This window comes from Marinobacter sp. SS8-8 (genome assembly GCF_030540945.1).
In the GTDB taxonomy this organism is placed as follows: Bacteria; Pseudomonadota; Gammaproteobacteria; order Pseudomonadales; family Oleiphilaceae; genus Marinobacter.
Genome location: NZ_JASSVN010000001.1, coordinates 360246 through 380133 on the forward strand (window position 1 = coordinate 360246; position 19888 = coordinate 380133).

19 protein-coding genes are annotated in these 19888 nt (G+C 57.6%); 6 read left to right on the plus strand and 13 right to left on the minus strand.

The window, feature by feature from the left end; all coding sequences use genetic code 11:
* Window positions 1-118: 118 nt before the first annotated feature.
* The gene (locus QPL96_RS01530) at window positions 119-1099 is read right to left on the minus strand and encodes an NADPH:quinone oxidoreductase family protein (RefSeq protein ID WP_303285100.1); all 981 of its coding nucleotides are present in this window, start codon (window positions 1097-1099) and stop codon (window positions 119-121) included.
* 353 nt (window positions 1100-1452) lie between these two features.
* On the opposite strand from QPL96_RS01530, the gene QPL96_RS01535 reads away from it, so the two are divergent.
* The 3 genes from QPL96_RS01535 (at window position 1453) to QPL96_RS01545 (ending at window position 4237) form a co-directional block, all read left to right on the plus strand.
* Window positions 1453-2055 carry a trimeric intracellular cation channel family protein gene (locus QPL96_RS01535; RefSeq protein ID WP_303285101.1) on the plus strand — a complete coding sequence of 201 codons (603 nt, stop codon included), beginning with the start codon at window positions 1453-1455 and terminating at the stop codon, window positions 2053-2055.
* Window positions 2056-2200: 145 nt separating this feature from the next.
* Window positions 2201-2863 (plus strand): fumarylacetoacetate hydrolase family protein, encoded by a 663-nt coding sequence (locus tag QPL96_RS01540; protein WP_303285102.1) that lies wholly within the window; start codon window positions 2201-2203, stop codon window positions 2861-2863.
* A 48-nt stretch (window positions 2864-2911) separates the two neighbouring features.
* Window positions 2912-4237, plus strand: a complete 1326-nt coding sequence (locus tag QPL96_RS01545) for an AarF/ABC1/UbiB kinase family protein (protein WP_303285103.1) — start codon at window positions 2912-2914, stop codon at window positions 4235-4237.
* Window positions 4238-4368: 131 nt separating this feature from the next.
* Here QPL96_RS01545 and QPL96_RS01550 read toward each other — a convergent pair whose 3' ends face one another.
* On the minus strand, window positions 4369-5772 hold the full coding sequence (locus QPL96_RS01550; RefSeq protein ID WP_303285104.1) for an FAD-binding oxidoreductase: 1404 nt from the start codon (window positions 5770-5772) through the stop codon (window positions 4369-4371).
* Window positions 5773-5962: 190 nt separating this feature from the next.
* Between QPL96_RS01550 and serA the strand changes: the two genes are divergently transcribed.
* Window positions 5963-7192 (plus strand): phosphoglycerate dehydrogenase, encoded by a 1230-nt coding sequence (serA, locus tag QPL96_RS01555; protein WP_303285106.1) that lies wholly within the window; start codon window positions 5963-5965, stop codon window positions 7190-7192.
* Between the two features lie 63 nt (window positions 7193-7255).
* Here serA and QPL96_RS01560 read toward each other — a convergent pair whose 3' ends face one another.
* Window positions 7256-7912: an OmpA family protein gene (locus tag QPL96_RS01560; RefSeq protein ID WP_303285107.1), complete on the minus strand. Its 657-nt coding sequence runs from the start codon at window positions 7910-7912 to the stop codon at window positions 7256-7258.
* The gene (locus QPL96_RS01565) at window positions 7909-8955 is read right to left on the minus strand and encodes an alpha/beta hydrolase (RefSeq protein WP_303285110.1); all 1047 of its coding nucleotides are present in this window, start codon (window positions 8953-8955) and stop codon (window positions 7909-7911) included. Before QPL96_RS01565 ends, QPL96_RS01560 begins: the two co-directional genes overlap by 4 nt.
* A 94-nt stretch (window positions 8956-9049) precedes the next feature.
* On the opposite strand from QPL96_RS01565, the gene QPL96_RS01570 reads away from it, so the two are divergent.
* Window positions 9050-9943, plus strand: a complete 894-nt coding sequence (locus QPL96_RS01570) for an alpha/beta hydrolase (RefSeq protein ID WP_303285112.1) — start codon at window positions 9050-9052, stop codon at window positions 9941-9943.
* On the opposite strand, the gene QPL96_RS01575 is transcribed toward QPL96_RS01570, so the two are convergent.
* Both QPL96_RS01575 and QPL96_RS01580 read right to left on the minus strand, forming a co-directional pair.
* Window positions 9921-10199: a GIY-YIG nuclease family protein gene (locus QPL96_RS01575; protein WP_303285114.1), complete on the minus strand. Its 279-nt coding sequence runs from the start codon at window positions 10197-10199 to the stop codon at window positions 9921-9923. The two genes, QPL96_RS01570 and QPL96_RS01575, sit on opposite strands and share 23 nt — an antisense overlap.
* A complete protein-coding gene (locus QPL96_RS01580) occupies window positions 10189-11106 on the minus strand; it encodes a DMT family transporter (protein WP_303285115.1) in 918 nt (305 codons plus the stop codon). The genes QPL96_RS01575 and QPL96_RS01580 overlap by 11 nt, the downstream gene beginning before the upstream one ends.
* A gap of 171 nt (window positions 11107-11277) precedes the next feature.
* Between QPL96_RS01580 and dctP the strand changes: the two genes are divergently transcribed.
* Window positions 11278-12357, plus strand: coding sequence for a TRAP transporter substrate-binding protein DctP (gene dctP / locus QPL96_RS01585; RefSeq protein WP_303285116.1), 1080 nt, complete (start codon window positions 11278-11280; stop codon window positions 12355-12357).
* A 37-nt stretch (window positions 12358-12394) separates the two neighbouring features.
* On the opposite strand, the gene QPL96_RS01590 is transcribed toward dctP, so the two are convergent.
* The 7 genes from QPL96_RS01590 to QPL96_RS01620 all read right to left on the minus strand — a co-directional run bounded on the left by QPL96_RS01590 (window position 12395) and on the right by QPL96_RS01620 (window position 19803).
* Window positions 12395-13234: a 23S rRNA (adenine(2030)-N(6))-methyltransferase RlmJ gene (locus QPL96_RS01590; RefSeq protein ID WP_303285117.1), complete on the minus strand. Its 840-nt coding sequence runs from the start codon at window positions 13232-13234 to the stop codon at window positions 12395-12397.
* A 62-nt stretch (window positions 13235-13296) separates the two neighbouring features.
* Window positions 13297-13662: a hypothetical protein gene (locus tag QPL96_RS01595; protein WP_303285119.1), complete on the minus strand. Its 366-nt coding sequence runs from the start codon at window positions 13660-13662 to the stop codon at window positions 13297-13299.
* A gap of 68 nt (window positions 13663-13730) precedes the next feature.
* Window positions 13731-15371: a methyl-accepting chemotaxis protein gene (locus QPL96_RS01600; protein ID WP_303285120.1), complete on the minus strand. Its 1641-nt coding sequence runs from the start codon at window positions 15369-15371 to the stop codon at window positions 13731-13733.
* A 226-nt stretch (window positions 15372-15597) separates the two neighbouring features.
* Window positions 15598-17313: an alkaline phosphatase gene (locus QPL96_RS01605; RefSeq protein WP_303285121.1), complete on the minus strand. Its 1716-nt coding sequence runs from the start codon at window positions 17311-17313 to the stop codon at window positions 15598-15600.
* Between the two features lie 11 nt (window positions 17314-17324).
* Complete coding sequence (locus QPL96_RS01610; protein WP_303285122.1) at window positions 17325-18908, minus strand: alkaline phosphatase; 1584 nt, start codon at window positions 18906-18908, stop codon at window positions 17325-17327.
* 261 nt (window positions 18909-19169) lie between these two features.
* The gene (locus QPL96_RS01615) at window positions 19170-19451 is read right to left on the minus strand and encodes a hypothetical protein (RefSeq protein WP_008174002.1); all 282 of its coding nucleotides are present in this window, start codon (window positions 19449-19451) and stop codon (window positions 19170-19172) included.
* Window positions 19452-19542: 91 nt separating this feature from the next.
* Window positions 19543-19803 (minus strand): hypothetical protein, encoded by a 261-nt coding sequence (locus QPL96_RS01620; protein WP_303285123.1) that lies wholly within the window; start codon window positions 19801-19803, stop codon window positions 19543-19545.
* Window positions 19804-19888: the final 85 nt, after the last annotated feature.

The following is a 19888-nucleotide window of genomic DNA, read 5'->3' on the forward strand; positions in this document are numbered from 1 at the left end:
AAAATGTGCGGATCCATGGATGGCGGAGCCCAAGCGCACATGGATGTGCTTGTAGCGTTTTTTGGGAGGGGGCTCCAACCGTCAACCTCCCCCCCCAGCCATCAGGCTACGTTATAACTCAAGAGCCGACTTTCAGCACAACCTTCCCAGTAGCCCGCCGTTCGGTCAACGCCCCCAGAGCCTTGGCGAAGTCCTCGAACTCAAAGACTTCGCTGATTTTCGGATCAATTTTGCCTTCGCCGTAGAGCTTCATCAACTCCATCATGTTCTGGGCACTGGCCTCAGGCTCGCGCTGGGTAAAGCTGCCCCAGAACACGCCGACCAAAGAACAGCCTTTCAGCAGGGTGAGATTCGCCGGAATCTTCGGAATATCACCGGCGGCAAAGCCGATTATGAGGTGGCGGCCGTTCCAGGCCATAGCCCGCAGGGCCTGTTCGGTGAAGTCACCGCCAACGGGATCGTATATCACATCCACGCCTTTGCTTTTCGTGAGCTTCTTGACCGCGTCTTTCAGAGGCTCGTTGGTGTAGTTGATCAGCTCATCGGCGCCGGCTTCCTTGGCCACAGCGAGTTTCCCGGCGGAGCTGGCGGCGGCAATCACTTTCGCGCCCATGGCCTTGCCCAGTTCCACCGTCGCCAGACCGACACCACCGCTGGCGCCGAGTACCAGCAGTGTTTCGCCAGGCTGGAGGTTTGCCCGCTGCTTGAGTGCGTAATAGGAGGTGGCGTAGACCATTGTAAAAGCGGCGGCCTTTTCATCAGACATGCCTTCGGGAATTGGCAGCAGATTCTGCTCGGGAACCACAACTTCTTCGGCAAAAGCACCGTAACCGGTCAGGCCAGCTACCCGATCACCCACGTTGAAACGGGTGACTTTCTCGCCAACGCCGATAACCTCGCCGGACATCTCGCCGCCCGGTGAAAACGGCATGTTGGGTTTAAGCTGGTACTTGCCCTCAATAATCAGGGTATCCGGGAAGTTCAGGCCCGCGGCTTTAACGCGAACCTTTACCCCGTGACCTTTTACATCCGGGCTGGGCACGTCTTCGATGACCAGCTTTCCAGCCGGGCCGTATTCCTTGCAGAGGATGGCTTTCATGGGCTCTCCGTTGGTGTTTGATCGGGTTTCAGGCTGGGGATTTGCCTGCTATTTGATACCCGTCAAGCTAAACACAGTCTAACCATGAAGCAAATAAAGTTCTCTTATTGGACTCCATAAGCCTTGCTTATTTCCTTTCACCTACCGGCCAGATGCATCAGGAACAGCGCGGCTGCGGACAGCAGGAAAAGGCAAGTTGGAGGCAAGATACGCCTGCGTCATGGATCACAGTCCGTCAGGTTGCCCCATTTGCCAACCAATCCGTGACAATGAACCAAAGGGCGTTTTCCGCTATCCTTCGCGCTCGGAAATTCGCCGCCAGGCCACTCCTTGTTCACTAGTCAGGGCCAGCCATGCTCGACATGATCTATGTGCTTGAAATGATTGGAATCATCGCGTTTGCCATTTCCGGCATGATCATGGCGCGCTCCAAGAATATGGACCCTGTGGGCGTGTTTACCATCGGATTCATTACCGCCCTCGGCGGCGGCACCCTCCGGGACATGATCATGGACAACCACCCGGTTTACTGGATCAAGCACCAGGAACAGCCCATTCTGATCCTGGGTATGGCGATTGTGTTCAGTTACTGGAATCGGGCCGAGCGGATTCGTGAGTCCAGAATCGTATTCCCTGATGCCATCGGCCTCGGTGTCTTTTCCATACTGGGTGCCCAACTGGCCCTCGATATGGGGCACTCCTGGTTTATCGCCTCGCTTCTCGGGGTGATGACCGGCACCTTTGGTGGCGCACTTCGGGACACTCTGTGCAACGAAGTACCTTACATATTCCGCAAGGACCAGATCTATGCATCCATTTCCTTCGCCGGGTGCTGGCTGTATTTCGTGAGCCAGTGGTTCCTTGGGAACGAAACCCTGTCCCTGACCATTGGGTTGCTGTTTATCACACTCGTGCGCATGCTTGCGGTGCGGTTTGATATCCGGCTGCAGCGGTAGTAGCCACGCTGCTCCTGGCCAGTCTTCTGCTGTCACCGATTGCCAGCATTATCCCGGCCTCCCGGAGGCTGCAGGATTAGGGGCTTCAGGTTTATACTGTGTGCTCGCTTGAAGGGGAATAACCAACAGCAAACAGGAGGCAAGCATGCCGGATTACCAACACCACTGGAAGGACGGCACACCCGTTCACCTGCCCCTGGGCAAGATTGTCTGCATTGGCCGCAATTACGCCGAGCACGCGAAGGAACTGAATAATCCGGTGCCTGATGAACCATTGCTGTTTATCAAACCCGCTACCTCAGCTGTCCACATCACCCGCCCGCTGGACTTTCCCAGAGACAAAGGTGCGGTTCACTTTGAGACCGAGCTGGCCGTACTCATTGGCCGCCCCCTGACCAATGCCACGGCCACTGAGGCCGAAGCCGCCATCCTCGGATACGGTCTGGCACTGGACCTGACGCTGCGGGACCTGCAAGGCAAGCTCAAGGAAAAAGGCCAGCCCTGGGAGCGGGCCAAAGCCTTTGACGGTGCCTGCCCACTTTCGCCCTTCGTGGCCGCCGGGAAGTTTGCCGGTGGCAATATTCACTTCACGCTGGACATCAATGGCAGCCGTCAGCAAACCGGTGACACCCGGGACATGCTCAATCCGGTGGCTCCGCTGATTGCCCACATCAGCAGCCAGTTCACTTTGCTGCCGGGCGATGTCGTGCTGACCGGCACGCCCAGGGGCGTCGGCCCGCTGGACTCCGGCCAGACTCTGTCACTGGAGCTGGAAGATCTGCTGTTCGTGGAGACCAAAGTGGTTTAACGTGCAGGCCCGGCTAAACCCTAATCCGGTCAAAGGCGTACCTCTGTTATGGCAAAGAAACCAGTAACCTCCCGAAGCGGGCGCTTTTTCAAACTCGCGGGCATGACGGCTTCTGTCGCAGGGCAGTATGCAGGCCAGCGCGCGCGTCGACTGTTCCGAACAGAAAATGATGAAGGTGCCCGTAGCGAGAGTTACACCCGGATGGCAGGCCAGATTGCCGACACCCTTGGAGAGCTCAAAGGCGCGGTCATGAAGGTGGGCCAGATTGCCTCCCAGACCCAGGATTTTCTGCCCAGGGAGTTTTCAGACGCACTGGAGAAGTTACAAAGAGAAGCGCCTCCGATGCCGTTTGAGGTGATCGTGGCGCAGATTGAATCAGAGTTGGGAAAACCGGTCCCCGAACTGTTCGAATATCTGCAGGAAACACCCTATGCCGCCGCCTCAATCGGCCAGGTGCACCGGGCGCGGCTGCGGGACGGCACCGATGTCATCGTGAAAGTTCAGTACCCCGGTGTGGACGAGTCCTGCGATTCCGATCTGAAGCAACTGCGCATGGCCCTGAAACTGGGTGGCTTGCTGAAGATGCCCAGGGAATCTGTTGACCGTCTGTTCGCAGAGATTCGTGAGCGGCTCAAAGAGGAACTGGACTATGAGAATGAAGCGAGGAATATAGAACTCTTCCGCAAATTCCACGAGAACCAGCCGTGGATCCTTATTCCAGCTGTGGCGGAAAGCCATTCAACCCGCCGTGTCCTTACAATGGAACTGGTGGAGGGCGACCATGTCAGCAAGGTCACCCGTGAGCGGTACAACCAGGATACCATCAACCTGATCGGCCACCGGATCTTCACCCTGATGGCGGACCAGTTGTTCCGCTTCCAGTGTATCCACGGCGACCCCCATGCCGGCAACTTCGCCTATCGTCCCGACGGAACCATCATCGTGTACGACTTCGGGTGCGTGAAGAAACTGAAACCGGAGATTGTCGAGGCTTACCGCAACGCCCTGGTTGCCGCCCTGAACGAGGATTATGAAGCTCTGGACAACTACCTCATTGACCTCGGCGCCCGGGTCGGCAGCCAACCCGCAGTGGATGGAGCCTACTACGCCATGTGGCGGGATATACTCGTGGTGCCGTTCGAACACGACGAGCCCTATGACTTTGGCGAATCCGAAATTCACAAGCGGGTGGCCGCGAAAACCAGCACTGTTTTCAAATATCTCGATTATTTCAAACCACCGGTAGAGAGTATTTTTATCGACCGTATGATCGCCGGCCACTACTGGATGCTGAAGCGGCTGGGCGTTCAGGCGGCATTCCGCTCGGAACTGGAAAAATACCTTGGGATTCCGGGGCAAGCTGAACCGGGATGAGGCTCCCAAAACACGCTCCTTGCGGCACATCCATGTGACGCTTGGGCTCCGCCAGCAGGCGGTGGGCCTGGTTGGGTTGTGCGGATTCCAGCTGGCACCCGCGCCTGTCAGTACCACGATGTGATCCTGCATCAGTCGAAGATCTTGCCCGGGTTCATAATGCCATTGGGGTCGAAAACCCGCTTGATTCCTTTCAGATAAGCGATTTCCGCCTCACTGCGGGTGTACTTCAGGTAGGGCTTCTTGGTCATGCCAACACCGTGCTCGGCAGAAACACTGCCCTGGTAGCGCTCAACAATCTCAAACACCCACTTGTTCACCTGCTGACACTTCTCGAAGAAGTCCTCCCTGGCCATATCCTCTGGCTTGAGAATATTCAGGTGAAGGTTGCCGTCGCCGATATGGCCAAACCAGATGATCTCGAAATCGGGGTAATGCTCGGTGACCGCCTCGTCAATTTCCTGCAGGAAACCGGGAACCTTGGACACAACAACCGAAATATCGTTCTTGTAGGGGGTGCGGGGCGCAATCGACTCGGAAATCCGCTCCCGCAACTGCCACAGGTTCTGAGCCTGGGTCTCACTCTGGCTGATTACGCCATCCAGCACCCAGCCGTTTTCCACGCATAGCTCGAACAGGCCCATGGCATCGTCCATAACCTGGTCGGAGACCGCTTCAAACTCCAGCAGTGCATAGTAAGGCGCCTCTGTCTCGAACGGCGCCTGCACCTGGCCGTGAGCCAGCACGTGCCCCATGGCCTGATGAGAAAAGAACTCGTAGGCGGTAAGGTCGATCTTCTTCTGGAATGCTTGCAGGACATCCATGGTATTGGCCAGGTCGTTCAGGCCCAGAACCAGTACCGTCAGGTTGTCCGGCTTGCGGGAGAGCTTCATGGTGGCCTCGGTGATAAAGCCCAGGGTACCTTCCGCACCTATGAACAGATGGCGAAGATCATAGCCAGTGTTGTTCTTTTCCAGATCCTTGTTCAGATCCAGGATATCGCCCTTACCGGTCACCACTTTCAGGCCGGCAACCCAGTCCCGGCTCATGCCATAGCGGATCACCTTGATACCACCGGCGTTGGTGGACAGATTACCACCGAGCTGACTGGAACCGGCGGAGGCGAAATCCACCGGGTAATAGAGGCCGTTTTCCTCGGCAGCATTCTGCAACTGCTCAGTCACAACGCCAGCCTGACAACGAACCGTGCGATCACTGGCATTGAATTCCAGGATCCGGTTCATGTTATCGAACGCCACAACCACTTCACCGTTGGCTGCCACCGCACCCGCGCTCAGACCTGTACGGCCGCCGGAGGGCACCAGCGACACCTGGTTCTCATTGGCGAACTTCGCCAGCGCCTGGACCTGTTCAGTGGTCTTGGGCAACACAATCGCCAGGGGCCTGGGTGGATAAATCCGGGTCCAGTCCTTGCCGTAGGTGTCCAGATCCGCCGGGTCGGTCAGTACCTTTCCGGGGGCATCGCCGGAAGCCATCAGGTCTTTGAGGGAAGCAATGATCTGTTCGGAATTCATGGATTCTTCGGTCTCGTCAGGTTTGGGCCGGGGCATCCCGCAACGGGAATCACAGTCCGTTGATTCAGACAAACCGGCGCGCTGTGAAAGTCTGCGTTTATGGTATCATACCGCCCCTGTTCTGTGAGCCAGCCCTGACGATCACTGGCCACGGGTCATTTCACGTGACGAAAGGTTCGGAAGCAAGCCCATGTCAAATACGTCTCTTGAGAAGAGCAAAATCCGGATTCTGCTGCTGGAAGGCGTGCATCAATCTGCCATTGATACCCTGAATGCTGCGGGCTACACCAACATCGAGTATCTGACTCACTCGCTGGCTGAGGAAGACCTGATAGAGAAGATTGCCGATGCGCACTTCATCGGGATTCGCTCTCGTACCCAGCTGACCGAGAAAGTATTTGAAGCCGCCAGGAAACTGGTGGCCGTGGGTTGTTTCTGTATCGGCACCAACCAGGTGGATCTGCAGGCGGCCACCCGTCGGGGCGTCGCGGTATTTAATGCGCCCTTCTCCAACACCCGGAGCGTTGCGGAACTGGTTCTGGCCCAGGCAATCCTGCTGCTGCGGGGCGTGCCTGAGAAGAACGCCAAGGCCCACCGCGGCGAATGGCTGAAGTCCGCGAAGGACAGCTACGAAATCCGCGGCAAAAAGCTGGGCATTATCGGCTACGGCAACATCGGCACCCAGTTCAGCGTTCTGGCCGAAGGCCTGGGCATGGACGTGTACTTCTATGATGTGGTTTCCAAGCTGCCGATCGGCAACGCCACCCAGGTGGGCACCCTTCAGGAGTTACTTAACATCGCCGATGTAGTCAGCCTGCACGTGCCTGAAACCCCGGCCACCAAGTACATGTTCAAGGCCGAGCAGTTCGCCCAGATGAAGCCCGGAAGCATCCTGATGAATGCCTCCCGTGGCACCGTGGTTGACATCGACGCCCTTGCCGATGCCCTGGGTAGCGGCAAGCTGTTGGGTGCGGCCATTGACGTATTCCCGGTTGAGCCGAAGTCCAACAACGAGGAATTTGTTTCTCCGCTGCGGGAATTTGACAACGTGATCCTCACCCCGCATGTAGGCGGCTCTACCATCGAGGCCCAGGAAAACATCGGGCGGGAAGTGGCGGAAAAACTGGCCATGTACAGCGACAACGGCACCTCGGTTTCTTCGGTGAACTTCCCGGAAGTGGCGCTGCCGTCACACCCCAACCAGCACCGTCTGTTGCACATTCACGAGAACGTGCCCGGCGTGATGTCCGAGATCAACCAGGTATTCTCCGAGAACGGCATCAACGTGTGTGGTCAGTACCTGCAAACCAAGGAAGATATTGGCTACGTAGTGATTGACGTGGACAAGGATTATGGTGAGCTGGCGCTTGAGAAGCTGCTTAAGGTGAAGGGAACGATTCGCTGCCGCGTGCTGTTCTGATCAACGGCGTGAATTGAAAAACCGGAGCAATCGCTCCGGTTTTTCTGGTTTTGAGGGCCAGGCTTATTGCATCGGAACCAGCGTCAGCTCAACGCGGCGGTTCTGCTCACGACCGGCAGCCGTATCGTTGGAAGCAACCGGATACCGCTCCCCATAACCGACGGCGCGGGTGCGCTTGGGCGCAATACCCTGATTCAGCAGGAAATCCCTGACGGATGAGGCACGACGCTCACTGAGCAGCTGGTTGTAGCTGTCGGAGCCCGAGCTGTCAGTGTGCCCCTCAATCTGAATGATGGTCTTGTCGTATTCCTTCAGGACCAGAGCCACAGACTCCAGGGTGCCGCTGAACGCGGGCTTGATGCTGGACTCATTCAGATCGAAGGTGATATTACCCGGCATCACCAGCTCGATCTGATCGCCATTTCGTACCACGCGAACACCGGTGCCTTCCAGCTTCCGACGCAGCTCGGCTTCCTGCTTGTCCATGTAATAACCGATACCGCCACCGATGGCCGCTCCGCCGGCTGCGCCGATCAGCGCACCTTTGCCGCGGTCACTCTTGCTGGAGGTTGCGGCGCCAATGGCTGCGCCGCCAATGGCGCCAATAATACTGCCCTTGGTCGCACTCGATGTCTTTTCCCCGCCGGTGTACGGGTCGTAGGTCATACAACCTGCGAGACCGAAAGTTGCCACCGCAAACGCAAGAATCGTCTTCTTCACAGCTTTCTCCTGTGCCTGATCACTTCAGCAGGCCCTTTAGCGGACGCCTGCTCCGAGTTCGTGAATGTATCAATAATGGTATTGAATACCGTTGCCTGCAAACCCTGAGCTTCGTTCACAAGATGATGACGTCCGTCAGGGATTCTCAGTTCCTCTACTGATGAAAATTTATTCCGGATAATGCGCAGATTGTGCTGCCAGTCTACAGTGAGATCCTTTTCACCCTGCACCACCGTCACCGGAAAATCGACTGGCCTGGCGGATTCGATGTGCGGAACCCATCTCCGAAGGGCACTCACCCAGTCCACATGGACGGCGCGGGCCTGGAGCGGATCGTGTTCCCGCAGAAATCGAAGGAACCGGGTGTTGCCGCTGTTCTCGGCAAACACCCGGCGCCAGCGGGTTATAAAGGGTTTTACCAGACTGTGGAGCGTTTTGGCTCCGAGCCAGCCCATAGGCCGTATCAGCGGCGCCAGCAAGACCACTTTGCGGAAATCGGATGAGGCCTGATCGTGCTTGTTGGATAACAGGTAGTCGATCAGGATCGCACCACCGGTGCTCTGCCCGACCGCAAACCACGGCTCACGGACCTTGCCCCTGGCCCGCGCCAAAACGTCTGCCAGAACCCCCTGATACTCCAGAAAGCTGTCAATCGCCGCCGGTGTGCCACTGGACAGGCCATGGCCAGGCTGATCGTAAGCCAGCACATCAAATCCCGCGCCAATGCACCGTTCAATCAACTGGCTGTAGAGCCCGACATGATCGAAGTAACCGTGCAGGATAAACACCGTGCCCCGACCCGGTTTCGCGTCCGGGAGCCGGAAATAGTGCACCATAACCTCGTGACCACCCGCCTTGATATAGCCCTGGTGATAATTTACCTCCGGATGCTCGACCCAGAGATCAAGGCCGTAAAAACGGCAGTAGGCGACCATCTCCTCACGCAGTTCCCGTGAATGAGCGGGATCAAATGGTTCGAGCCTGTCCAGAAGCGAGTGTCTGTCCCAATCCGGTATTTCTATGGTATCTGTTTTCCAGTACACGTAGAGTTAAACGCCTGTCATGGATGAGTTATACGTTTTCGGCTCTCAATCCTAACCTATAGCGGGCCTAACCCATAGCGGGGGAAAGACACAGATGTTGCAGCAGCTTCTCGAGACCACGTTGCGCCAGACCATGAATCGTCTGGTTAAACCGGTGCTCCATCCGGCCATTCCGGTGTCATTTCAGAGAAGAGTTATCCGCCAGGCTTACCGGAGCTCAATACCGCCGCGGGGCACCCGGTTTCAGGGCGCATCCCCTGGCGGCGTGCCGGCAACCCGCACCTCCTTCGGCCAGGGCCTGCGGGGTACGGTTCTCTATCTGCACGGTGGAGGCTATATCATCGGCTCCTCCAGCACCCACCGGGGAATAACCGGGCACCTGGCCAAAACCAGCGGCTGCTCTGTCGTTACGCCGGATTACCGGCTGGCGCCCGAAAATCCCTTCCCCGCCGCTCTGGATGACGCCGAAGCCTGCTGGAATGGCCTGCTTGAAGAGGGTTACAAACCGGAGCAGATCGCCGTCGCCGGCGATTCCGCCGGTGGTGGCCTGTCGATTGCGCTCGCCATGCGCCTGCGCGACAAGGGGCTGCCAGTGCCGGCGTCACTGACCGTGTTTTCGCCCTGGGTGGACCTGACCCAGGAACAGCTCTATGCGCCGGAATGCGAGCCGGTACTCCAGGCACGCTGGACCAGCAAGGCTGCCAGGCTGTATGCCGGTCAGGAATCCCTGACCAACCCACTTATTTCACCAATTTTTGGTGACCTGAGCGGTCTGCCCCCTTTACTGATTCAGGTAGGCAGCCAGGAAATCCTGCTGAACGATGCCGAACGCCTGGCCGACGCTGCGAACCGGGATAATGTGCAAACCCGGCTCGAGGTCTTCAACAACCTGTGGCATGTGTTCCAGGTGCACAGCGGCCAGCTTGATCGCGCAACCGCTGCCATGGAAACCGCCGGGGAACACATCAGACGTCATCTGGCAGACTGAGCTCGCCCCGGGCAAGCGCCTCTTTCCGTGGCCGGGACCATTGCTTGATATGCCACTCCAGCTTTGAAGCCCGGCTTCGGTCTCCGGCGGCAGAGCTGAACACCAGCTCAAGCGGCCCTTTCCCCCGCAGACTCCGGGCGCCCTTCGGGGCGCCTGCCTGGTGCTCCTGGAAACGTCGGGCCACGTCAGTGGTGATGCCCGTATACAGCGCGCCCCGGGCAGTCCGTACCATGTAAACGAACCAGTTAGCCGCCATGGGCAAGGGCCTCCTCCCGGGCTTTGAGCTTTTTCTGCTGAAGCCAGAGACCTGCCATAATCAGAACAAGCCCGATGTAGGTTGAGGGCAGAATCTGCTCGCCCAGTATGAAATGGATGAAAACCAGGGACAGGAACGGAGAAATGAAGATAAGGTTACTGACTTTTGACGTGTTTTCCGCCTTTTTCATGGCGTAGGACCATAGAACAAAGGCAACGCCCATCTCGAATACACCGACATAGACCGCCGCCACAAGCGACGTACCAGAGGTAACATAAACAAAAGACAAGCCTTCGGCCCACCAGCAGATCAGAAAAATGACCGGCAGCCCGAACAAAAAGTTCAGAAACAGCCCAACCACCGGATCACGGGTATCCCGCGTGGCAATAATCCAGTAGGACGCCCAGATCACGGTACTGCCCAGGGCAAGAGACACCCCGACAGGATCGGAAAAGCCCAGGGTTGAGATGGCGCCACGGGTTGCGATTACCACCACTCCGGCGTAACAGACAAGGCCCGCCAGAATATCCAGCTTGCGCAGCCGCTGGCCCAGGAAGGGAACGGACAGATAGGCCAGCACCAGTGCCCAGGTATAGTTCAGCGGTTGCGCTTCCTGAGCGGGCAGGCGATCAAAGGCTCCGAACAGCACCAGGTAGTAAAGGCAGGGATTGATCAGGCCCATACCAAAGGACTGGGCGTACTGCTTCCGGCTCAGGGAAAACGCCAGATGCCAACGGCCCTGGAGCATCAGGATTAACGCCATCACCAAAACCGACGCACTACTCGCAACCAGCAGCATCTGGAGGGGTGCCATCTCCCGCAGGGAAAGCTTGAACGCCGTTGCTACCGTTGACCACAACAGTACCGTGCCAAGGCCATACAGCATGGCCTGTTTCTGGTTCGTCATTCCCCGCCTCCGGCCGGCAACTGAAGCTCCATCGAGTCACTCCCATAGTCCCTGAATCGTTTTGGGCGACAGTGTAATCCAATCGCACCCTGTTACCCACGACCGCGGGTGTTCTTGTGTTACCTTGTATATCGATATCAAACAAGGACCGAGAGAACTGGAGTTCCCGTTATGCACACGTTCCGTTTCAGGTTTTGGCCACTGTGCGCCGCCTTGGTATTGGCGTTGGCCGGATGCTCGGACAACCAGAATGCCGGCAACGGGGACAGCACGGCCGGAACCCCAGAGCCGCCCGAGTATCCCGTCACCTGGCGGTTTGCCCTGGAAGAGATTGAGGGCAGTGTTCAGCATGCCTACGCCGAGGCCCTGAAAGAGCGCATTGAGGAGCGTTCCGACGGCAGGATTCTGATAGACATCTTCCCTTACGGCTCCCTCGGAACCTCGACCCAGCTCACCGAACTGGTCCGGAACGGTTCGGTAAACCTCGCTTTCGCCTCACCCGGGCACCTGGCCGACAAGGTGCCGGAAGCGGGCATCTTCACCCTGCACTTTATTCTGCCCGAAGACTCCCAAATCACCCGGCAACTGCTGGCAAGCCCGGAACTGACCGGTCTGTTTGAGCAGCCCTACGCGCGCCAGAACATGAAATTGCTGGGCTTCGTTCCGGAAGGCTGGATGGCCTGGACGGCGGATAAGGCTCTGCGCACCCCGGAAGATTTCCAGGGACTCCGGATCCGAACCATGACCTCCAATATGGCCGAAGAAGCCTATCGCGCTTACGGTGCCGAACCCAGCCAGATTCCCTATTCGCAGGTATACAGTGATCTCCAGCTCCGGAAGATTGATGGCCAGGGCAATCCCGTTTTTGCGATTGAGGAAATGGATTTCCATGAAGTCCAGAGTACGCTGACCCTTGCACGGCCCGCACAGTTTGTCTCGTCGGTTATCTCAAATCTGGAGTGGTACGACTCATTACCGGAAAACCAGAAACAATGGCTGGACAACGCCCTGAAAGATGTCGCGGAAATTGCCTGGAAAACCCAGGAAGAGCTCAATCAGACACGGCTTGAGAAAATGCTGGAAGAGGGTCAACTGAGCGTTGTTCGGCTCACCGATGCGGAACGGAAGGCTTTTCGTGAGGCGAGCAGGCCGGTGCGGGACATTTATCTGGAACGCACCGGAGAAAGTGGGCAGAAAATCCTGGAAAAGCTGCTTCAGCTGATTGAGGAGTTCGAAGCCGTTAATTCGTAGATAAAGCGGAACGGGTCCTTCAGCTCAACCGGCCGGGCTATTCAGGCACCAGCCACCCGACTCCATGAGACAGATTCAGGGCATCGGGACCGGCAATATCATTCATCATCGCCGACAACCGGGTATCAAATCCCCAGGGCGGATTAATCACCAGAAGCCCAGAGCCTGTCATGCCCCGCTCCGGTGGCGTTCGCAGATGCACCTCACTGCACAGCACCTTACGGACAGCGGTGGCCCTGACAGCGTCTTTCAACTGCTCGTGAAGACCACTGGTCAGTACCGGATACCAGACAAGATAGACCCCATGCCGGCACTTTTGCCACGCTTTCCCCATAGTTTCGGCAACATCCCGGTAATCGGACTTGATTTCATAGGATGGATCAATCAGTGCCAGCAGGCGAGGCTGCTTCGGAGGTAACTGCCTGAGAAGGCCCGCCAGGCCATCCTGCCTTAGCACGCGGGCCCGGCCAGCAGACGCCCAGTCCGCCAGCTGTTCACCTTCAGCGGGATGGAGCTCAAACAGGGTCAGACCATCTTCGGCCCGGAGAAAATGCCGAAACCAGGCAGGTGACCCCGGGTAAACCGTCAGTTCTCCGCTTCCGGCATTGAACTGTGCCATAACATCCAGCACCGGCCGCCAGTCCTCCGATCGCAACTGTTCCCGGGCCTTCCAGAGTTTCTGGATACCGCTGTCCGCTTCGCCCGTTTTCCGGGCTCTTTCACTGCGCAAGTCATAGATGGCACTGCCGGCATGGGTATCAAAGCCGGCAATGCCGGATTTCTTGGCCTGCATCATTGCCAGGGCCAGAGTCAGCGCCGCATGTTTCTGGACATCGGCAAAGTTTCCGGCGTGGAAGGCGTGTAGATAGCTGAGCATAGTGCTTCCTGAATGGTCAGATCGCGCCTGTCAAGCCGCAGGATTGCCTGCAGCCGGCCCTTTCAGACAGGCGCCCTGCCATCATTCAGTGCCAGGGCCCCTTTGACGATCCGGTAGATAATCCAGATCGAAACGCCGAGGAGAATAAACCAGCCGATAATCAGCGGCGTGGTGACAACGCCGATCACCGTCCACAGCAGGCCAATCCAGAAGGTGCGGATCTGCCAGCGGAAATGGTGTTCTACCCAGGTGTTGCGCACATCATCCAGTTTGACATAGTTGATGATCACACCCACCAGACCCGTGATGCCCCCCAGGAAAAACGACAGCGCCTGAAGTATGTAAACCACAACGGCCAGGTTACGGGCCGGGTCTGACCTGCGGGAGGCGGGATCCGGATCGGCGGGGATAAATTCCGACTCAGTCAAGGCAAGGCTCCTGTTGAACGGTTATCCGGAGTCTATCACAGCATCCCGGGCCGGAAACGCCAGGCCGGTCAGTGATTGTCCGGACGGTAACCAAGACGGAAGCCACCCCAGTGCTTACCATTCACGTAGATAGGCACGGACAGATCGTGCATGATCTCGCCAGTGTCCCGCCGGTAGGTTTGCAGCAGCATGTTCTCGGTGTGCGTACCACAACGGATGCCGGTCCGGTCATTGAACAGTCGCTTGCTCCGGCTCCTGACCAGGTCCACCTTCGGATCCCCGGTCGGCGCGTGGGCAAAATCCCGATTGTGGGTGGGCACATAACCATCCGGCGCAGCAGCAATGGCGAAAACTATCGCCCCATGCGCATTCTTGACCTGCTCCTGAACCGCAGGCAGGTATTGATCGGTGAATTTGTCAAAGCTACTGGAATACTTGGGCGGATGGGTGTTCGGGATGGGTGTTCGTTTGTTGTCGAACAGCGCGCTCTCTGACAACTTGCCGTCACGAATGGCCTGCTCGAACAGCTGGCCAATCTGGTCGGCACCGGCCCTGGCCTGATCGTAGAACGGACGGTGATAACTGGCCTCGCTGTTCAGTGCGAAGGAGGCATTGGCTTTTTCCGCCAGCTCCATCAATGTGGCGGCCTGCTCTGCCAGAGATGCCACGCTGGAATCGCTCTCGGAAATCTGGTCCCGTACCGTTTCAATGGCCGAGAACACCTGCGCCAGACTCTGCTCGTTGTTCTGGTCAATTTCAGCAATCCGGGCAACCTGCTGCTGAACCCGGTCAGACTGGTCCCGGATCTGCTCCAGACGCTCGCCCACGCTCTCCACGGAGGTCAGCCCCGCCTCAACACTGCGGGCAAGGTCTTCAATCCGGGACACAATCAGCGTGGTATCCGAACGGATTTCCTCGAGGGTTTCCGCCACTTCACCGGTCGCCTGGGCCGTGCGACCCGCCAGCTGACGCACCTCATCCGCCACCACGGCAAATCCGCGGCCCTGATCACCCGCACGGGCGGCCTCAATGGCCGCATTGAGTGCAAGCAGATTGGTTTGCTCGGCAATACCCTGAATGGTGGCGGTCACGCCCTGGATCTTGTTGGATTTCTCGTTCAGCTCCTGGATCAGCCGGAGATTCTCACCGGACTGCTGGTGTACCGCGCGCACACTATCGATGGCCGAGACCAGCGCTTCGCGCCCCTCGGTACTGACCTGCTTATTCTGGAGAGCCATGGTGGCGGCATCGGTCGCCTGCTCGGAGGACTCCCGGACGGTCTCGGTAATCTGGCCCGCGTAATCGGCCATCTGGGCGGTTTCTTCCACCTGACGGTCCAGCCGGATCTTGAGCTGGTCTGCGGCAAAGGAGACCTGGGCGGCGGAAATAGCGTTCCTGTCCGCGCTTCCGGAGAGGGTTTCCACCAGAGCCCGCCCGGCTTTCGCATCGGAAAGCAGCTGCCGGCAATGGGCCCGGAGCGGATGATCTTCTGCCAGGGTGCCCTTATCCAGAGCCCTGAGACCGCGTTCGGCAGGCTCCAGCACCCGGATGACCAGAAAGCCGGCGGCGGCTGCAAGGCCAACCACCAGTCCAACCAGTATTGATGCCGGTTCAAGGCCTAGCAAAGGCGCCACCACTGCACTGATGATCGCAAGAACAACGGCAACCGCCACCCCCCATAGTATTGAAGCCCGATCCAGTAACCCCATAGAAACCTCTTCTTTATCGTTGCTTCTGCCAACATTTTGTTATTTAAGGCCATCGTGGAGACTAAAGAATTGATGTGAGTTAATAACTCATACTTTAGTGTATTCAACTGGCTTATCGGCAGGAAAAGGGGTTTCTGAAACAAAAAACCGCAAACCCGACTCACTCTGTTACCAAGTGGGCCGGGCTTGCGGTGTTTAGCGCGTTTTTAGCTATTAATCCCGGGATTTATCGCACAGCCAGGTTGGCAGCCCCGCTGATATCCGAGGCATAATCCATTATGTGATAGATCATGTTCTGCTCGTTGGTGCCCGTTACCAGATGGGCACCCGGCCCCCTGGCATAAATGCCCACATCCTCACCGGCATGTGTCTCGCTGCCCAGTGGCACCAATGACTCCTGGTGGAAGCCCGGCGTGGTGGTGTCCACGTTGGTCAGGTCCTTTCGGCCGGCGTTGATGGGGTCGCCATAGGTACGGTCCGCATCGGTCTCGCTTCCATAGTCGCGCATGCCGAGGCCATTGGCATACCCCAGGGTGGTGTATGGCAGATCATCCGACGCCAGTTCAGGCTGCTCCGCCCCAATGCTCACCACCTTACCGAGAATGGGGTTGCCGCGCTTGGGATAACCGGCCATCGTGAACACATGGCTGTGATCAGCGGTGACAATAATCAGGGTATCCTCCGGGTTGGTTTGATCCGCGGCCACTTTTACGGCTTCGGCCAGTTCAATGGTATCGGTTAAGGCGCCATTGGCACTGCCGGCGTGGTGGGCGTGGTCAACGCGGCCCGCTTCGACGGTCAGGAAAAACCCGTCCGGATCGTTATCCAGAATGTCGATGGCCTTGGCAGTCATCTCACTCAGTGACGGCTCACCGGCAACATCATTGCCACGGTCAGCCTCGTACTGCATGTGCGACTCGTTGAACAGGCCGAACAACCTGGACGTGGTTGCGGCGTTGACGCTGTCGAAACCGGCATTGTCATACACGTATACGCCTTGTGGATACTGAGCCTGCCACTCGGTGACCAGGTTGCGGCCATCGGTGCGGTCGCCTTCGACACTGGATCGCGCATCCGGGCTGTTGAACCTGGCATCATTTGGCAGGAAGTGGCGACGGCCGCCGCCCATGACCACATCAAGGCCGTCAATATCCGCGCCGGTGCGTGCTTCGAGGTTTGCTTCAAAGTTCACCAGTTGGTCGGCAATATCCTGGCAGCCGTCGGTAACTGCCTCGGGAGGCATATCGGAGATGTCTTCCCAGTTACGATCTGCCGACTTGGCGTAGGTGGCTGCCGGCGTGGCGTGAGTGATACGGGCAGTCGATACCACCCCGGTAGCCTTGCCAGCAAGTTCCGCCAGCTCCGTCAGTGTCATCAGCTCGTTACCCGTGGCCGAACCACAATCGCCCCGGCTAACGTCCTCGTCCACGCCAAGCACGCCTACATCGGTTTTTACACCAGACACCATGGCTGTCATTGTGCCAGCGGAGTCGGGCACTTGCGCATCTACGTTATAAGTTTTAACCAAACCGGCGAACGGAAAACGCTCGAAGCTCAGTTGATGCTCTTCCCCCGGCTTGCCCTGATTCTGGCCATCCAGAATACGCGCTGCTGTGACGGTTGAAACGCCCATGCCATCGCCCACGAACAGGATAACGTTCTTTGCCTTGCCCCGTGCATCGGCGATGGCCGCCTGCAGGGAGCCCGATTGAGTGACAGGGGCCACGGTACCGGTAACCTCGGCCCAGGCCGCTTTCGCCGCTTCGATATCCTGTTGGCCCTGCTGGAACCAGGGGTTGGTCAGCGACGTTTCCAGTTGTTGCGAGGAAAGGCTGGTCACAGCCTCATCGGCTGGCTGCACGGGGCTGTTATCGTCGTCATCCGTGCACCCGGTCAGGACAAACATTGAAGCCGTCAGTGCGCTGTAAAAGAATTTGTTCATTGCCTTGCTCCTTATTCTTCGATTAAGCCCAGAGCCTGGTCGATCAGGTGAAAAACCGTGCTTTGTTCGATGGTTCCCTGCGCCAGATGAGCACCCGGTCCTTTTGCATGCAGACTGACGTCCTCACCGGAATGGGTCTCGCTACCAAGCGGAACCAGCGCCTCCTGGTGATAACCAGTGGTGGTGGTATCCACGCCAGTAAGATTCTGACGTCCGGCGTTAGGTGCCTGGCTGTAGGCCACGTCTGAATCCGTTTCCATACCAAGATTACGGAAACCGAGTCCGTTGGCGTACCCCAGGGTGGTGTAGGGCATGCCATCGGCGGCCAGTGCCGGCTGCGTCTCGCCAACATTAACCACCTTGCCCAGAATCGGGTTGCCCCGCTTCGGATAACCGGCCATCGTGAACACATGGCTGTGATCAGCGGTGACAATAATCAGGGTATCCTCCGGGTTGGTTTGATCCGCGGCCACTTTTACGGCTTCGGCCAGTTCAATGGTATCCGCCAGAGCGCTGGCCGCATTGCCGGCATGGTGGGCGTGGTCAACGCGGCCAGCCTCGACGACCAGCAGATAGCCTTTATCATTGTTATCAAGAATATCAATGGCCTTGGCAGTCATCTCACTCAGTGACGGCTCACCGGCAACATCGTTGCCACGGTCAGCCTCGTACTGCATGTGCGACTCGTTGAACAGGCCGAACAACCTGGACGTGGTTGCGGCGTTGACGCTGTCGAAACCGGCCTTGTCATACACGTATACGCCTTGTGGATACTGAGCCTGCCACTCGGTGACCAGGTTGCGGCCATCGGTGCGGTCGCCTTCGACACTGGATCGCGCATCCGGGCTGTTGAACCTGGCATCATTTGGCAGGAAGTGGCGACGGCCGCCGCCCATGACCACGTCAATCCCATCGGTATCCACGCCAGCGTAACGTTGTTCCAGAAGTTGCTCGAAACTGACCAGCTGATCGGCAATGTCCTTGCAACCGGCCTGAACCGCTTCAGCAGGCATATCCGAAATGTCTTCCCAGTTGCGATCTGCCGATTTGGCATAGGCAGCGGCGGGTGTCGCGTGGGTAATGCGTGCGGTGGAGACCACACCAGTGGATAAACCCTTGATTTCCGCAAGCTCCAGAGCGGTTACTACTTCATTGCCTGCAACCGTGCTGCAATCACCCCGCTGGACATCCTCGTCCACGCCCAGCACGCCCGCATCGGTTTTCAAACCAGACATCATGGCGGTCATGGTGCCCGCTGAGTCCGGAACCTGGGCATCGGTGTTATAGGTTTTCACGAGTGTCGTGAAGGGGAAACTCTCAAAGCTCAGCAGATTTTCCTCGCCCGGACTGCCCTGCCTCTGGCCTTCCAGAATGCGCGCAGCGGTAAGGGTGGACACCCCCATGCCATCGCCCACAAACAGAATGACGTTTTTCGCCTTATCCGAGGACTTCAGGGAGAGCTTCTGCTGAAGCTGTGCCGCGGCGTTAATAAACCAGATATTGCCCTTTTGTGAGGTCGGTAGTATCTCTGCGACGACACTGGCGGACAATGCCAGCCCGATCGCCACGGAAATTAACGCTCTTTCCAGATTCATAGCGCATATCCTTTCAACGGTGTTGTTGTCTGCCACTCCGGTACAACCTGTCCATCGAACAGAATTCCGGATCGACTCCGCTAAAAAGATAGGGGCTGGTTATGACGTTAATCCTGCATTTGTGTTACTCAGGCATTAAGGTTGTCTGGCCGCAAAAGATTCGACTCACTTTCCTCCCCGGACGCTGATGACCAGGACCCGCCAGCGCAAACAGAGGCGCGCCGGCGGAAATCGGAGAGTTATCGGAGAGTTATTGGAGAGTTATTGAGTAGCCTCCTCTACCCTGTCACCCGCTTCCTCAGCGGCATCTCCCATCTCCTCAGCTGCGTTTTCCGCTCCTTCCTGTAACTCTCCCATGACGCTTTCGTTCTGGCCAGTAGCATCCTCGTAGGTTTCCTCGACTGAATCGCCAGCCTCTTCCATCATGTTTCCGGCGTTGTCCGCAGCCTGCTCGACATCCACGCCTTCGTTGTCCTCCGAACCGCAGGCAGCAAGGCCCAGTGTCAGAACCACCAAAAGCGCACCCAGCGTGAGCTTGTTCATACCATATCCCTCTGTTGATAAATATTTACAACGCGAAACAGGGTACGGCGAGGCCCGGCCCAAAGGCAATTACCCGGCGATTACCCTTTGGTTAGCCAGTGCTGCCTGCCAGCAGCCGGCCATTAATGGTGATGGCATGATCGAGCGGGAGCATGGTGCCTCGTCCGAGCAGCAGGAAATCCTGCCCTGCGCGACTGCAAAGCTCACGAATAACATCGTGCACCGTGCATATCTGGCCGGCGCTGTCCCGGTAAACCACCTCGGTCAGTTGCCCTGAGCCCAGATACTCCTGAAGCATACCCTGAACTGAGTACGAAGCCGTAGTGGAGGGAGTGGAGGGAAAATTTGGCATAGCTGATTCTTCACTACCGTCGAATTCTTGTTTTCCCCGAAGTCTGGCTCAGAAAACGGGATTTCGCCAAAAGAATGATATTTGT